Origin of the sequence: Pantoea stewartii (assembly GCF_011044475.1) — a bacterium.
Lineage (GTDB): Bacteria > Pseudomonadota > Gammaproteobacteria > Enterobacterales > Enterobacteriaceae > Pantoea > Pantoea stewartii.
Genome location: NZ_CP049115.1, coordinates 2,798,241 through 2,812,123 on the forward strand (window position 1 = coordinate 2,798,241; position 13,883 = coordinate 2,812,123).

General features: G+C 50.8%; 13 protein-coding genes. 9 read left to right on the forward strand and 4 right to left on the reverse strand.

What is annotated here, in order from left to right; all coding sequences use genetic code 11:
* Positions 1-59 precede the first annotated feature (59 nt).
* The 4 genes from G5574_RS13335 (at position 60) to tnaB (ending at position 4,132) form a co-directional block, all read left to right on the forward strand.
* Positions 60-653, forward strand: coding sequence for an HD domain-containing protein (locus G5574_RS13335; RefSeq protein WP_006121403.1), 594 nt, complete (start codon positions 60-62; stop codon positions 651-653).
* Between the two features lie 365 nt (positions 654-1,018).
* The gene (gene tnaC / locus G5574_RS24030; protein WP_071988795.1) at positions 1,019-1,096 is read left to right on the forward strand and encodes a tryptophanase leader peptide; all 78 of its coding nucleotides are present in this window, start codon (positions 1,019-1,021) and stop codon (positions 1,094-1,096) included.
* 259 nt (positions 1,097-1,355) lie between these two features.
* Positions 1,356-2,771, forward strand: a complete 1,416-nt coding sequence (gene tnaA / locus G5574_RS13345; protein ID WP_164482738.1) for a tryptophanase — start codon at positions 1,356-1,358, stop codon at positions 2,769-2,771.
* Positions 2,772-2,884: 113 nt separating this feature from the next.
* Positions 2,885-4,132: a low affinity tryptophan permease TnaB gene (gene tnaB, locus G5574_RS13350; protein WP_164482739.1), complete on the forward strand. Its 1,248-nt coding sequence runs from the start codon at positions 2,885-2,887 to the stop codon at positions 4,130-4,132.
* 101 nt (positions 4,133-4,233) lie between these two features.
* Here the strand turns inward: tnaB and G5574_RS13355 are convergent, their stop codons facing one another.
* Positions 4,234-4,527: an HTH-type transcriptional regulator gene (locus G5574_RS13355; protein WP_006121400.1), complete on the reverse strand. Its 294-nt coding sequence runs from the start codon at positions 4,525-4,527 to the stop codon at positions 4,234-4,236.
* Positions 4,528-5,512: 985 nt separating this feature from the next.
* Here G5574_RS13355 and G5574_RS13360 point away from each other — a divergent pair.
* From G5574_RS13360 to G5574_RS13380, 5 genes are all read left to right on the forward strand, one after another.
* Complete coding sequence (locus G5574_RS13360; protein WP_164482740.1) at positions 5,513-6,229, forward strand: DUF3053 domain-containing protein; 717 nt, start codon at positions 5,513-5,515, stop codon at positions 6,227-6,229.
* A gap of 437 nt (positions 6,230-6,666) precedes the next feature.
* Positions 6,667-8,601 (forward strand): PTS mannitol transporter subunit IICBA, encoded by a 1,935-nt coding sequence (locus G5574_RS13365; RefSeq protein ID WP_054634740.1) that lies wholly within the window; start codon positions 6,667-6,669, stop codon positions 8,599-8,601.
* A gap of 94 nt (positions 8,602-8,695) precedes the next feature.
* Positions 8,696-9,844 (forward strand): mannitol-1-phosphate 5-dehydrogenase, encoded by a 1,149-nt coding sequence (gene mtlD / locus G5574_RS13370; RefSeq protein ID WP_033737311.1) that lies wholly within the window; start codon positions 8,696-8,698, stop codon positions 9,842-9,844.
* Between the two features lie 7 nt (positions 9,845-9,851).
* A complete protein-coding gene (locus G5574_RS13375; RefSeq protein ID WP_172677666.1) occupies positions 9,852-10,454 on the forward strand; it encodes an MltR family transcriptional regulator in 603 nt (200 codons plus the stop codon).
* 102 nt (positions 10,455-10,556) lie between these two features.
* Entirely contained in the window at positions 10,557-10,919 is a 363-nt protein-coding gene (locus G5574_RS13380; RefSeq protein ID WP_006121395.1) for a YibL family ribosome-associated protein, read from the forward strand.
* A gap of 9 nt (positions 10,920-10,928) precedes the next feature.
* On the opposite strand, the gene G5574_RS13385 is transcribed toward G5574_RS13380, so the two are convergent.
* The 3 genes from G5574_RS13385 to fdhD form a co-directional block, all read right to left on the reverse strand.
* Complete coding sequence (locus G5574_RS13385) at positions 10,929-11,891, reverse strand: VirK/YbjX family protein (RefSeq protein ID WP_033737309.1); 963 nt, start codon at positions 11,889-11,891, stop codon at positions 10,929-10,931.
* A 287-nt stretch (positions 11,892-12,178) separates the two neighbouring features.
* Entirely contained in the window at positions 12,179-12,796 is a 618-nt protein-coding gene (sodA, locus tag G5574_RS13390; protein WP_006121393.1) for a superoxide dismutase [Mn], read from the reverse strand.
* 222 nt (positions 12,797-13,018) lie between these two features.
* Positions 13,019-13,792: a formate dehydrogenase accessory sulfurtransferase FdhD gene (fdhD, locus tag G5574_RS13395; RefSeq protein ID WP_226374606.1), complete on the reverse strand. Its 774-nt coding sequence runs from the start codon at positions 13,790-13,792 to the stop codon at positions 13,019-13,021.
* Positions 13,793-13,883 lie beyond the last annotated feature (91 nt).

Genomic DNA, 13,883 nt, shown 5'->3' on the forward strand with positions numbered 1-13,883 from the left:
AGTAATATAGATAGCACACTAGTTAATTGCAAGCAATTTATGACAGCCGGGGGTAGTGCATGCAGGATTCTTTGGAAGAACAGGCACGACGCTATGCCACGCAGGTCCATGCTGAATCAGGACAGCGGCGTAAATATACGGATGAGCCCTATATTGTTCATCCGACAGCCGTGGTGGAGTTGGTCAGAAGCGTAACCGATGACCCGGTTATGCTGGCCGCTGCCTGGCTGCACGATACTGTAGAAGATACGGCGACGACACTCAACGATATTGAAAATCATTTCGGCCCGGAAGTGGCCCGACTGGTTGAAATGCTGACCGATACCGCCCCCACGCAGGCAAAAAATCGGGCAGCCAGAAAAATGGCGCATTTCCGTCATACTGCCCAGGCCAGTCCTGAAGCGCAAACTATTAAGCTGGCCGATATTATTGATAACACACGGGCCATCGTCCGCTTCGATCCGCACTTCGCCCGCGTTTACCTGATTGAAAAGAAAATTCAGATTGGCCTGCTCAAAGAAGGCAGTGAAGTACTCTGGCATCAGGCCTCGACAAATATTGAAAAGGGCATTGCACAGCTAAGTCAGGCACCGTACAGCGTGCCCGAGAACTGGTTTATAAAGCAGGCAGCGCGGTACGGCGGGTTACGTTGACGCTGACTGAGTATCTTTCTCACAGCAGGTAAACGCCAGCCATAGTCGAATCTGAACGCAGCGCTGGCTGTTCCGGTTCCCGAAATGCGTCACCGGGCCTGTCGTCCGAATCCCTGTGCTGCGAGTACGCCGCTGTTTTTTCCTGATGGCAGACGCCGTGGAAACGTAACGGTGTAATAATAACGACGACAGGGCCAGCAATAGGCTTTTGAAAGAGATCCAAATCCAGGTTAAATCAGTAATAATTTACCTTTAACGAGCACACTTTTATTACTGTGATAATAATCACGATAGCCTACAAAAACGATGGACTTATAAAGATAATAGAATAGGGTAATATGATGTTTAATGAGAGTTGAAACATTATGATTATCTTAAACAATCCTGCCCTGTTATCTAAATGGTTTAACCTTGACAATATTATCGTCAATCATCGCCCTTAATCCTTTCCTTTTACCGTTCTGAGCACTCGCTGGCTTATACCTCCGGTGTCGCGGGTGCACGCACGCGCATCCTGATTTCATTAAGACTGCATAAATAGTGTCGTCCTGTTGCATCGCTTTTCTCGCTCTTTTTACAGGCTACGTACCCTGACGTCTCAGCGAAATTCATGGACATTTAAATTTAAAAGAATGGCCACGCCTGATTTTTATTTATTTGCAAAAGTCACGGCACCGGCATGCCTGAATAAAAGGAAGAGCAATGAATAACTTTAAACATTTACCGGAACCTTTTCGCATTCGTGTTATTGAACCCGTTAAACGGACGACCCGCGAATATCGCGAGGCGGCGATAATAAAAGCGGGTATGAATCCTTTTTTACTGGACAGTGAAGACGTTTTTATTGATCTCCTCACGGACAGCGGCACCGGCGCAGTGACACAAAACATGCAGGCAGCCATGATGCGGGGCGACGAATCATACAGTGGAAGCCGCAGTTACTATGCATTAGCCGATGCCGTGAAAGCCATCTTTGGGTATGAATATACCATTCCGACTCATCAGGGCCGGGGTGCAGAGCAAATTTATATCCCGGTATTAATTAAAAAACGTGAAAAGGAAAAAGGCCTCGACAGAACCAAAATGGTGGCTTTTTCTAACTACTTCTTCGACACCACGCAAGGACATAGCCAGATTAACGGCTGCACTGTCCGAAACGTTTATATCAAAGAGGCTTTCGATACCGCAGTACGTCATGATTTTAAAGGCAATTTCGACCTGCAACGTCTGGAAGACGGTATAAAGGAAGTGGGTGCCCGTCACGTGCCTTACATTGTGGCGACGATCACCTGCAACTCGGCTGGAGGACAACCTGTCTCCCTGACCAACTTAAAAGCCATGTACCAAATCGCAAAGCAATATGACATTCCTGTGGTCATGGATTCAGCCCGTTTCGCTGAAAATGCCTACTTTATCCAGCAACGTGAAAAAGAGTACCAGGGCTGGACAATCGACGCGATTACCCGGGAAAGCTATCAATATGCCGACATGCTGGCGATGTCGGCCAAAAAAGATGCCATGGTGCCAATGGGCGGCTTGCTCTCCTTCAAGGACGACCGCGTCTTTGACGTCTATACAGATTGCCGAACACTGTGCGTCGTGCAGGAAGGTTTTCCCACCTATGGCGGCTTAGAAGGCGGTGCGATGGAACGGCTGTCAGTAGGGCTTTACGACGGGATGCGTCAGGACTGGCTGGCCTATCGCATCAGCCAGATTCAGTACCTGGTAGACGGGCTGGAATCCACAGGTGTGACCTGTCAGCAGGCTGGAGGGCACGCTGCTTTTGTCGACGCCGGTAAATTATTGCCTCATATTCCCGCCGATCAGTTTCCGGCTCAGGCCCTGGCCTGTGAGCTGTATAAGGTGGCAGGCATTCGGGCGGTAGAGATTGGATCATTTTTGTTAGGTCGCGATCCGAAAACGGGTAAACAGTTGCCCTGCCCGGCTGAATTGCTGCGTCTGACCCTTCCCAGGGCCACCTACACGCAAACGCACATGGATTTCATCATTGAAGCATTCGGGCATGTGAAAGAGAATGCGGCCAACATAAAAGGCTTAACCTTCATCTATGAGCCTGAGGTATTGCGCCACTTCACTGCAAAACTTAAAGAGATTTAACTGTCATACCTGTAAAGTGAGCGGCTGTCAGCGACAGCCGCTCTGCCGCATCGCTCTGTTAACCTCACAACAATAAAAATGATAAACATGAGATACCGTATTGAGAGGACACCATGGACGATCATCCACATCAAAAACATTCCGCCTTTTGGGGCGTGATGGTTATTGCCGGCACGGTCATCGGTGGCGGCATGTTTGCACTGCCCGTCGATCTGGCCGGCGCCTGGTTTTTCTGGGGCACTTTTATCCTGGTGATCGCCTGGTTTTCCATGCTGCATTCCGGTCTGTTATTGCTGGAGGCCAATTTAAATTACCCACCAGGCTCAAGCTTTAATACATTAACCAAAGATCTGCTGGGTCAAAAATGGAATGTAGTTAGCGGCATTACCGTTGCGTTTGTGCTGTATATTCTGACGTACGCCTATATCTCAGCCAATGGTGCGATTATCAGCGAAACGCTGTCCGCTGACACGGGCCTGACTTTGCCTGCCCGCGTCGTCGGCATCGGCACCGCGGCAGGTGTTGCTGGCGTGCTGTGGATAAGCTCACTGGCAACAAGCCGGATTACATCCCTCTTTCTCGGCGTTAAAATCCTCGCCTTTATCATTGTTTTCGGTTCATTATTTTTTGACGTTGACTATGCCATTCTCAGCGATGCCAGCAGCCTCAGTGACACGCATTCTTACTTCGCCTGTATCTTTATGGCTATCCCTGTCTGCCTTGCTTCATTTGGTTTTCATGGCAATATTCCCAGCCTGATAATTTGTTATGGCAAGCAGAAAGACAAGCTGGTGAAAAGCCTGGTTCTGGGCTCCTTACTGGCGCTGTTTGTCTATCTTTTCTGGTTGTATTGCACTATGGGCAATATCCCGCGCGAAAGTTTTAAAGGCATTATTGCGTCGGGGGGCAATGTTGACGCCCTGGTGAAGTCGTTTATGGGCACCCATCCCGACAGAGTTATTGCCTTTTTCCTGCTGGTTTTTTCTAATCTTGCCGTTGCCAGCTCTTTTTTTGGCGTCACGTTGGGGTTATTCGATTATCTGGCGGACTTGTTTAACATAGAAAATACCGCCGTTGGGCGAGGCAAAACGGTGCTGCTCACCTTTCTTCCCCCCAGCCTTTTGTACCTGATCTTTCCAAATGGCTTTCTCTATGGCATTGGCGGCGCAGGCTTATGCGCAACGGTGTGGGCCGTCATCGTTCCTGCCCTACTGGCAATGCAGTCCCGGAGACGCTTTCCCGACCAAATTTTTACCGTGTGGGGTGGCAGAATCATTCCCGCCATGGTCATCATTTTTGGTGTCGTTGTGATTGTCTGCTGGGTAGGTAACGTACTGGACGTGTTACCGAAGCTTGCCTGATAAGACGCTGGCAGGAAATACGGATGGCGTTGTGTGCTGGAGGCTAAACAGCCGGTCACCCTTGTGACCGGCCTCACCTGTAAACGGGTGGGTTTTAAAACTTAATCAAGCAGCTGACGTCCAAGATACGGATTGGCGTGAAGTAATTTCATCAATTTCTGTGCCGTTGCTGAAGGGCGCGTACGCTGTGCTTCCCAACTTTTAACCGAAGAAACGCTAACACCCATGATTTTTGCAAACTCATCGACCTGCATTCCCGCCATTTCGCGCAGACGTTGCGGCTCTGGCATTGCAGGTTGACGCTGAGTTTGCAGCGCAACAGGGCTGTTATCACGTGTCAAAACAATCTGCTCAAGGCTGCTGAGCAATTCAAACATAGGATCTTTTAACTCCATAGAGAACTCCTTAAAACTCACTATGAATCACGTGAAAGAAGGTACACGAACCTGAAATCAGGTTCAGAAACCGGACTAAGCAAGCTGCATCCCATAAGAGTTTGTATTTATGATGAAAATCTTATGGGACACAGCCTGTACTGCACCGCTGCTTAAACATGACAACGCAATGCAACATATGCCGGGAGACTAAGTATGGATAGAGACCTGACAATTTGCAGTGCAAATTAAACATTTTTTTTAACTTTACAATTCTGAAAAAAGGCTAAAAACCCTAACCGTTTGATGCAATTGATTTTGTTGATACGGCATCTACTTCGCGTTCCGATCTTTTTTTCTTCACCCTCTTCGGTGAATAAATCATCAGAACCCCGCACACGCTTACAACAAAAGAATTTGCAAAATATGCGCCAGATCTTTCGATTTTCTACAACAAAACGGTCAGTACCAGCAATTTATCAAGCTACGCACTGGCGATGCCGTGGCTGTCGTGCCGCCAGCGCCCAAAGACATAACGGTTATCAGGCAATCACCAGTACGATTAATCCTGCTCTGTCATCTGGACAGGCCCTTCCCATAGCGAGCCAGAGCAACGGGTTGCACTACTTTAAGGCAACTGAACAATGAGAGGGCATTTAGAGGATAGCTGTTATAACAGCCTGCACCCGATACGGGATGCTCAGGCAGTGAGCGCGGTTCCGGGCAGGCTTAACAAAGGGCGTCTGAACAGGCCCCGAGCCGGGTTTATTCTTACTGCCTTTACAGCACGAGCCGCCCCTTATCGGGTATGGAAAAAAGCCTTTTCACTGCTCTTTAACAGGCTTTGTAAACGGATGAGGCCCTGATTTTACGTTTAACCTCTTTTTTCTTACCCATAATGGCCTGACAGCGCGCTTTCACATTGTGTGGCCATTAACGTTTGTTCTATTCTTTAGGCCACTGCTTAACCGGACATCAGCCAGTTTTACTGACAGGAGTTGAACCCATGGCTTCAGGAATTTCCCGCGTCCTGGCACGCAGCGGCATTATGCTGGCTGGCGTGCTTATCGTTCTGCAACTCACCGCGTGTGGTGATAAAGAAGGCGAACAACGCAAAGCGTTTATCGATTTCATGCAAAATACCGTTATGCGTAGCGGTGAACATCTGCCGAGTCTGAGTGAAAACCAGAAACAGAGTTTTGGTCCCTTTGCTGGGGATTACGCGATTTTGTATGGTTTCTCACAACAGGTGAATAAGACGGTCGATCAGGGCATGCGCCCGGTCGTGGATGAGCTTTCTGCTATTCGCGTGCCGCAGGACTACCTGAGTCGCCGGGATTCTCTGGCTCAGGCCACCAGCGCCCTGACCGTCGCCACCCAACAACTCGAAAGCGCCAAAATGCAGGCGGATAAGAGCAAAGCCGGTCTGAACCAGTCTGACGATCTGAAAAAGGTTTTCGATACCGCCTATGACAAGGTCGTCACTCAGCCTGCCGCTCAGTTGATCCCATTGTTACCTAAACTCCAGGCGCTTAGTCAGGATGCGGTTAAAACTGGTGAATTTCTTCAGGCACAGGGGACACGCGTCAGTTTTAATAATGGCGGAGTCCAGTTCCCTACTCAGGAACAGGCTACCCAGTACAACAGCCTGATGACCAGTTTATCAGCGAATGTCCAGGCACTGACTCAGGCCAAGAATGCCGTTCAGGGCACGGGACAATAAATTTCACACGGACAGATTAGCGACTGTCCACCTCATAATCACTTCACCACGCGCTTGCGCTTCATAAAAACGGGCCAGATCAAAATGTGATCTGGCCCGTTTTTTATTAAATTAAGTTGTGACTTTAATCACATTTTATAAACAAAGCAGCATGATAAAAGTGTGATAAATATCACTTAATGTAAAAAGAAATGGTCAAAATTTGGTCATAACTTTCCTGTATGACCCTTATTTTGTGATCCAAATCACTTAAAACGCCCCTGTCACCCCGTCACAAATGTGACCTGCATCACTCATGGGGTCACCCACTACGCAGGCCAATATTCGCGTGATAAAGTCCGCCTGCATACAGTAATACTGACGGCGCATCGCCGTAGTGGCTAAACAAAAACAAACGCGCGCTCCTGTTGCAGCGCGTCTCAACAAGGGGTGGGCTTATGTCCTCATCAGTAAAGGTCAAAGTTCAAAGCTTTGGTCGCTTTTTGAGTAATATGGTGATGCCTAACATCGGCGCGTTTATCGCCTGGGGTATTATCACCGCGCTGTTTATTCCAACGGGCTGGATTCCAAACGCAACACTGGCGAAACTTGTCGCCCCGATGATCACTTACCTGCTGCCATTGCTAATTGGCTTTACAGGTGGACGTCTGGTGGGAGGCGATCGCGGCGGTGTGGTGGGTGCCATCACGACAATGGGCGTGATTGTCGGTGCTGATATGCCGATGTTCCTCGGCTCGATGATCGCAGGCCCGCTTGGTGGCTGGGCAATCAAGTCATTTGACCGCATGGTTGACGGCAAAATCAAAAGCGGCTTCGAAATGCTGGTTAACAACTTCTCTGCCGGGATCATCGGCATGTTGTTGGCGTTGCTGGCCTTCCTGGCGATTGGTCCCCTTGTCGAAGGTTTGTCACATATTCTGTCCGCTGGCGTCAATTTGATGGTGCAAAATAACCTGCTGCCATTGACGTCTGTCTTTGTCGAACCGGCGAAAATCCTGTTTCTTAATAATGCTATTAACCACGGCATCTTCTCACCGTTGGGGATTCAACAGGCAAGCGAAGCCGGTAAGTCAATCTTCTTCCTGATTGAAGCCAACCCAGGCCCGGGTATGGGCGTACTGATGGCCTATATGTTCTTTGGTCGTGGTAGTGCGAAGCAGTCTGCCGGCGGTGCGGCTATCATCCACTTCCTGGGCGGTATTCACGAAATCTACTTCCCTTATGTCCTGATGGCACCACGCCTGCTGCTGGCCGTGATCCTCGGCGGTATGACCGGCGTGTTTACTCTGACGGTTCTGCATGGCGGCCTGGTTTCCCCTGCCTCACCGGGATCTATCCTGGCGGTATTAGCCATGACGCCAAAAGGCGCTTATTTTGCGAATATTGCCGCCGTCTTCGCTGCTTTTGCTGTTTCCTTCGTGGTCTCTGCTATTTTGCTCAAAACCAGCAAAGTGAAAGAAGACGATGATATCGAAGCGGCTACGCAGCGCATGCATGATATGAAAGCCGAGTCAAAAGGACAGGCGGTGTCAGGTGCCGCGGTTGCCAGCGATGCGATGAGCGTTGACCTGAACCATGTGCGTAAAATCATCGTGGCTTGTGATGCCGGCATGGGGTCAAGCGCTATGGGGGCAGGCGTACTGCGTAAGAAAGTTCAGGATGCAGGCTTAACGCATGTGTCGGTAACCAACAGCGCCATTAACGCGCTGCCGGGTGATGTTGACTTAGTCATTACGCATCGCGATTTGACCGAACGCGCCATTCGTCAGGCTCCTCATGCCCAACACATTTCACTGAATAACTTTCTGGACAGTGCTCTGTACAGCACGCTGACCCAGCGCCTGGCGGCGGCAAACCGGAGTGAAGCGAACCGGGAAGTCGTACAGAAAACATTGGGTGACAGCTATGATGACGGCAGTGCCAACCTGTTTAAACTGGGGGCGAGCAACGTGTTCCTGGGACTGAATGCCAGTAATAAAGAGCAGGCCATCCGCTTTGCGGGTGAGCAGTTGGTGAAAGGGGGTTATGTTCAGCCCGAGTACGTTGATGCGATGCTGGAGCGGGAAAAGCTGACGCCGACATACCTTGGCGAATCGATCGCGGTCCCGCACGGCACGGTTGAGGCTAAAGACCGGGTGCTGAAAACCGGTGTGGTTTTCTGCCAGTACCCTGCTGGCGTGCAGTTTGGTGATGAACCCGATGAGGTGGCGCGCCTGGTCATTGGTATCGCCGCCCGCAATAACGAGCATATTCAGGTGATCACCAGCCTGACCAACGCACTTGACGATGAGCAGGTCATTGAAAAACTGGCTCATACCAACAGCGTTCAAGATGTGCTGGATCTGTTATCAGGCAAGCCAGCGTTAGCCTGATTCGGTCCGACATTTTCCCTGGGGCGGTTATGCCCGTCCCACTTTGTTGGGGCGGACATGCCCGCCCCGTTGTCATTTGATATGGGTCAAAATTATGAAAGCGTTACATTTTGGAGCGGGTAATATTGGTCGCGGTTTTATTGGTAAACTGTTGGCAGACGCAGGTATTGAGCTGGTTTTTGCAGATGTGAATCAGACGGTACTGGATGCCCTGAATGCACGTCATGAATATCCTGTGCATGTCGTCGGTGAACAGGCCAACGTCGACATCGTTACAGGCGTCAGCGCCGTTAACAGTACCAGCGACGATATTATCCCTCTGATCGCTGAAGTTGATCTCGTTACCACTGCGGTTGGCCCGCAAATCCTGGAACGCATCGCCACCAGCGTCGCCAAAGGTCTGGCCAAACGCAGTGATAACGGCAATGTTCAACCGCTAAATATTATCGCCTGTGAAAATATGGTTCGTGGTACCAGTCAGCTCAAACAGCATGTGCTGCAGGCACTACCGTCCCAGTATCACGCCTGGCTTGAGGCGCATGTTGGCTTTGTCGATTCTGCGGTTGATCGTATTGTACCGCCTTCTGAAGCCGGCAGTGAGGATCCGCTGGAAGTCACCGTGGAAACCTTCAGCGAATGGATTGTGGATAAGACCCAGTTTAAGGGCGATCTGCCCACCATTCCGGGCATGGAACTGACTGACAACCTGATGGCCTTTGTTGAGCGTAAGCTTTTTACACTCAACACCGGCCACGCGATTACGGCCTACCTGGGACAACGGGCTGGCCACCAGACCATCCGCGATGCCATTCTTGATGAGGGTATTCGCGCCGTCGTTCAGGGTGCCATGGAAGAGAGTGGCGCGGTGCTCATCAAACGTTATGGGTTCGACGCCGATAAACATGCTGCCTATATCCAGAAAATCCTGGGCCGCTTTGAAAATCCTTACTTAAAAGATGATGTTGAACGCGTGGGTCGGCAGCCACTTCGTAAGTTAAGTGCGGGCGATCGCCTGATTAAACCAACGCTGGGCACACTGGAATACGGGTTGCCGCATGCGAATTTGGTGAAAGGGATTGCGGCCGCCATGCACTACCACAGCGACCAGGATCCGCAGGCGCAAGAGCTGGCTGCACTGCTGGCGGAAAAAGGGCCACAGGCAACCCTGGCTCAGGTATCTGGCCTGGAGGCTGACAGTGAGATTGTAAAAGAAGCCGTTAGCGCCTGGCACGCCATGGCATAATAACGCCATGTTAGCAATCCAGATCGGGGGCGATGACGTCGCCTCCGACAGCAGTACGACATTGACGCAGGCCATAATGGAAGAAAAGCAGGCTTTTGAAAATCGTGTGCTTGAACGTCTGAACGCGGGGCGATCGGTGCGGAGCTTTCTGTTCGCCGCAGTTGAACTGCTGGCCGAAGCCGTTAATGTGCTGGTGTTACAAGTATTCCGTAAAGATGACTACGCCGTGAAATACGCCGTGGAGCCCCTGTTGCTGGGCGACGGCCCGCTCGGCGAGCTGTCGGTCAGGCTTAAGCTGATTTATGGCCTTGGGGTGATTAGTCGTCATGAATATGAAGATTGTGAGCTGCTGCTGGCCCTGCGCGAAGAGCTGAATCACGACGCGGGCGATTATCGTTTTACCGATGATGAAATCCTGGGTCCTTTCGGTGAATTGCATTGCGTCTCAGCCTGGCCGCCGGTTCCCACCTTACAGGCAGACGATCCCGCCTTACAGGCGATGCAGCAGCAACGCTACCTGCAAATGGTGCGCTCCACGATGGTACTGTCTCTGACAGAACTCATTTCCCGTATCAGCCTGAAACAGGCGTTTAAGAAGGCATCCAGCTAAATCCTGCGGGGAGCCTGAACCGCTCCCTCTTTCACCCTTCTCCCGAGAATCTGTCGTGAATTTGGTGTATCCTTAGCCTGTTTTCCTCAACGAGTTGTTGTCATGAAAGAGCAAGAAAAGAACGAAATTAAACGCCTCAGCGATCAACTGGACGCGCTGAACCGTAAAGAGCCTCAGCTACTGGAAGCGGGTGATGCTGAAAAGCTGGGCGCGCTTTTAAAAGAGAAAGAAACGCTGGTGACGGAAATTGAACGTCTGCGCAATCAGCGCGACGCCAAATTGAGCCAGGAAGCGCAAAAACTGCAGAAACTGCCGTTCAGCCGCGAAATTACCAAAAAAGAACAGGCCAATCTGGGTGCCTTAAAGAAAAGTGTACGCGGCCTGGTTGTCGTGCACCCTATGACCGCGCTGGGACGAGAAATGAACCTGCAGGTCATGACAGGCTTTGCCAAAAGCGCCTTTTGATGTGTGCGATCAGGCAGCTGCCTGATCCACCGCATGCTGGCCAGTAGCCGTATTCACCTGCTCTGCCAGCGTATCCAGCAGCGTATAACGACGGCGGTATTCGGCCCGCTTCTTGCTGGCAATGTCCTCAAGCGCTTTTCGTGGCAACATCAGCGGCAGCGCAAACATGCCGTCAGCGCGGGCCTGACCATTCAGCGTCAGCCAGAATTCACTGTAGCTGGCGAAAAACTTATCACCTTTGCTATGACGATAACGCAGGCTACGAAAAACATGGGTTTCGTCGCCAACCGCCGCAATTTTCTTAACGCCGCATTGCTGAGCCAAAATAAATACAACTTCCATTAACAGGCGTTTAGGAAATAAGCCGTGTGCGGCTTTCGTTGCATCACGAATAACATCATTTGAGATATGTTTACGTGGTCCCTGCAAACCACCAATCAGCAAAGTTCGCTGTTTTTCGTCATTCATAATGGTAAATGACAGAGAAGCCAGCGCCTCATTTTCATAACGTAAAACAACCGTGACTTCCCCTTCACGATCGAAATATCCGGAGCGACAAGTAATATTGAACGCTTCATTATTTTTACCTTCAAACCTGGCAAGGACTGTCTCCTCTCCGCTTTGCAGAATCTGGCGAAGCTGACTGTTCTCCAGACTTCCCATCAACGCATAATGATCAAGAATCGCCTGCGCCCGTTGCGCGACGCTCATCCCCGCACGCAGATAGGGGCGATGAAGTTTTGCAGGTAACAGCCCCTGTACGTGCATTAACTGGGTGATTCTTGGTAACGCAGAAAGTTGCTGTAAATAACGCAAAGTCGTAACAGGTGCAATAAGGGTTCTTAAAGCAAATTTAAGCCGGAATCGCCGGCTCCGCCAGATTTTGTTGGGGACGTACTTTCCGCTAAGTAATTGAAAAAATAAACTGGCGTATGAATCCGCCATCACATCGTGTGTAGTATAAATAGACATAGCCGACATTCTTATTGGTCTGATAATGACACTGATGATAAAACGACCGGCATCAACGGCAGGTTAATGACTCAAATTGTTAAAAATTTAGCGGGGTAAACTGACGCTTCGTTTAATTTTCGTTTAGGCCCTTAAGCCCGACTGCATGTGTGCAGGTAGTTTGAAGGTAATAAAATGCCAGAGCAGGCACCATTGAGAAGTTGCAGGGTGGAAGAACAGCATCCTGCGGGCGTAAAAAAACCGGCAGAGCCATTCTGCCGGTTGAAAGTACCTGTGGCGCTTGGCGCTTACTTAGCGGATGCGAAGCGCGCTGCCGCCTCGTCCCAGTTAACCACGTTCCAGAAAGCTTTGATGTAATCCGGACGTTTGTTTTGATACTTCAGGTAGTAGGCGTGTTCCCACACATCCAGACCGATGATAGGGTAACCCGATACGCCAGCGATCGCTTCGCCCATCAGAGGGTTGTCCTGGTTAGCGGTTGAAACCACGGCCAGTTTGTCACCTTTCTTAACCAGCCAGGCCCAACCGGAGCCGAAACGGGTCGCTGCCGCTTTTTCAAACTCTTCCTGGAATTTTTCTACGCTGCCGAAATCTTTTTCAATCGCAGCTTTCAGCTCGCCCTGCAGCGTGGTGCCGGTTTTCAGGCCTTTCCAGAACAGGCTGTGGTTAGCGTGACCACCCGCGTTATTGCGCAGCGGGCCTTTTTTATCTGCTGGCAGCTGATCCAGTTTGGTGATCAGTTCATCGACAGGCAGATCGGCAAATTCAGTCCCTTCCAGCGCCGCATTGGCGTTGTTGACATAAGTCTGGTGGTGTTTGGTGTGATGGATTTCCATCGTCTGCTTGTCAAAATGCGGTTCCAGTGCGTCGTAAGCGTAAGGCAGGGATGGCAGTGAATAACTCATGTTCTTCCTCTCCATTTAGTGTTTGAGCAGCACGACAATGTCGGCACGTGCCGCGTAAGCAGTCGTATCATTATAGTTAAATTCATGATCGGTAAAAGCGTAATCAATGCCCTATTAAACATAAGGTTTTGAAAAAGCATGCAAAGCAGCCAGATTTTTCGGTGGCGGAAAGCCTGGGTGCGTAAAGAGGATTACCTGCAAAGCGCCCCGAACACGCAGACGTTATCTCAGCCGCTGCGGATGACTATAGATGGTGGCACGGCCCGGTTTACTGAATCCTACCAGGGTAAGATGACAGCGTTCGGCCACCTCCACCGCTAACTGGGTTGCGGCAGACACGGCAAACAGAATTTCAACGCCGCACATTGCCGATTTCTGCACCATTTCATAGCTGGCCCGGCTGGAGACCAGTACGGCACCATTGCCCCATTCGGCCTGACTGCGATAGCCCAGCAGTTTGTCCAGTGCCACATGGCGGCCGACATCCTCACAGCCATGAATCAGTCCACCCTCAGGATGTATCCAGGCGGCCGCGTGCGTGCAGCCTGTTTTTTGCCCGACGGGCTGGACGTCCTTGAGCTGCGCCAGCGCGCTGTCCAGCTGCGCCAGGGGAAAAGTCTGCGTAAACGGCAACGGCGTCAGCGGCTTTCCGATCTGCTCCAGTTGCTCCACGCCACATACGCCGCAACCCGTCCGGCCGGCCAGCGCTCGCCGTTGGGCTTTCAGCGCCATAAAACGTCGGCTGGATAATTCAATCTGCACCTCAATGCCGTGACAACCGGTCACCACATCCATTCCGAAAATATCGGCCGGAGAATCGATGATGCCTTCTGAGAGTGAAAAACCGACAGCAAACGCCTCCAGGTCCTTGGGCGTTGTCATCATCACAACGTGAGAAATACCGTTATACACCAACGCCACGGGCACTTCTTCGGCTAACCAGTCGGCCTGAGCATGGTGCAGGTCGTCACGTTGCCAGACATGGATTTCACGCAAGCCTGCTCGCTCACTCGCACCGGTTTCCTCTTTCACTTCGTTGTTCTTCACGTTGTTCTGACCCTGAGCTGTTGCGGATGGCGTAAAGGTA

What these genes read in the sequence shown, in the direction of transcription:
- sodA (WP_006121393.1), bottom strand. Translation starts at nt 12,796, where the DNA reads ATGAGTTATTCACTGCCATCCCTGCCTTACGCTTACGACGCACTGGAA.
- G5574_RS13360 (WP_164482740.1), top strand. Translation starts at nt 5,513, where the DNA reads ATGGCTTCAGGAATTTCCCGCGTCCTGGCACGCAGCGGCATTATGCTG.
- G5574_RS13365 (WP_054634740.1), top strand. Translation starts at nt 6,667, where the DNA reads ATGTCCTCATCAGTAAAGGTCAAAGTTCAAAGCTTTGGTCGCTTTTTG.
- G5574_RS13380 (WP_006121395.1), top strand. Translation starts at nt 10,557, where the DNA reads ATGAAAGAGCAAGAAAAGAACGAAATTAAACGCCTCAGCGATCAACTG.
- tnaC (WP_071988795.1), top strand. Translation starts at nt 1,019, where the DNA reads ATGATTATCTTAAACAATCCTGCCCTGTTATCTAAATGGTTTAACCTT.
- mtlD (WP_033737311.1), top strand. Translation starts at nt 8,696, where the DNA reads ATGAAAGCGTTACATTTTGGAGCGGGTAATATTGGTCGCGGTTTTATT.
- G5574_RS13335 (WP_006121403.1), top strand. Translation starts at nt 60, where the DNA reads ATGCAGGATTCTTTGGAAGAACAGGCACGACGCTATGCCACGCAGGTC.
- G5574_RS13355 (WP_006121400.1), bottom strand. Translation starts at nt 4,527, where the DNA reads ATGGAGTTAAAAGATCCTATGTTTGAATTGCTCAGCAGCCTTGAGCAG.
- tnaA (WP_164482738.1), top strand. Translation starts at nt 1,356, where the DNA reads ATGAATAACTTTAAACATTTACCGGAACCTTTTCGCATTCGTGTTATT.
- tnaB (WP_164482739.1), top strand. Translation starts at nt 2,885, where the DNA reads ATGGACGATCATCCACATCAAAAACATTCCGCCTTTTGGGGCGTGATG.
- G5574_RS13375 (WP_172677666.1), top strand. Translation starts at nt 9,852, where the DNA reads ATGTTAGCAATCCAGATCGGGGGCGATGACGTCGCCTCCGACAGCAGT.
- G5574_RS13385 (WP_033737309.1), bottom strand. Translation starts at nt 11,891, where the DNA reads ATGTCTATTTATACTACACACGATGTGATGGCGGATTCATACGCCAGT.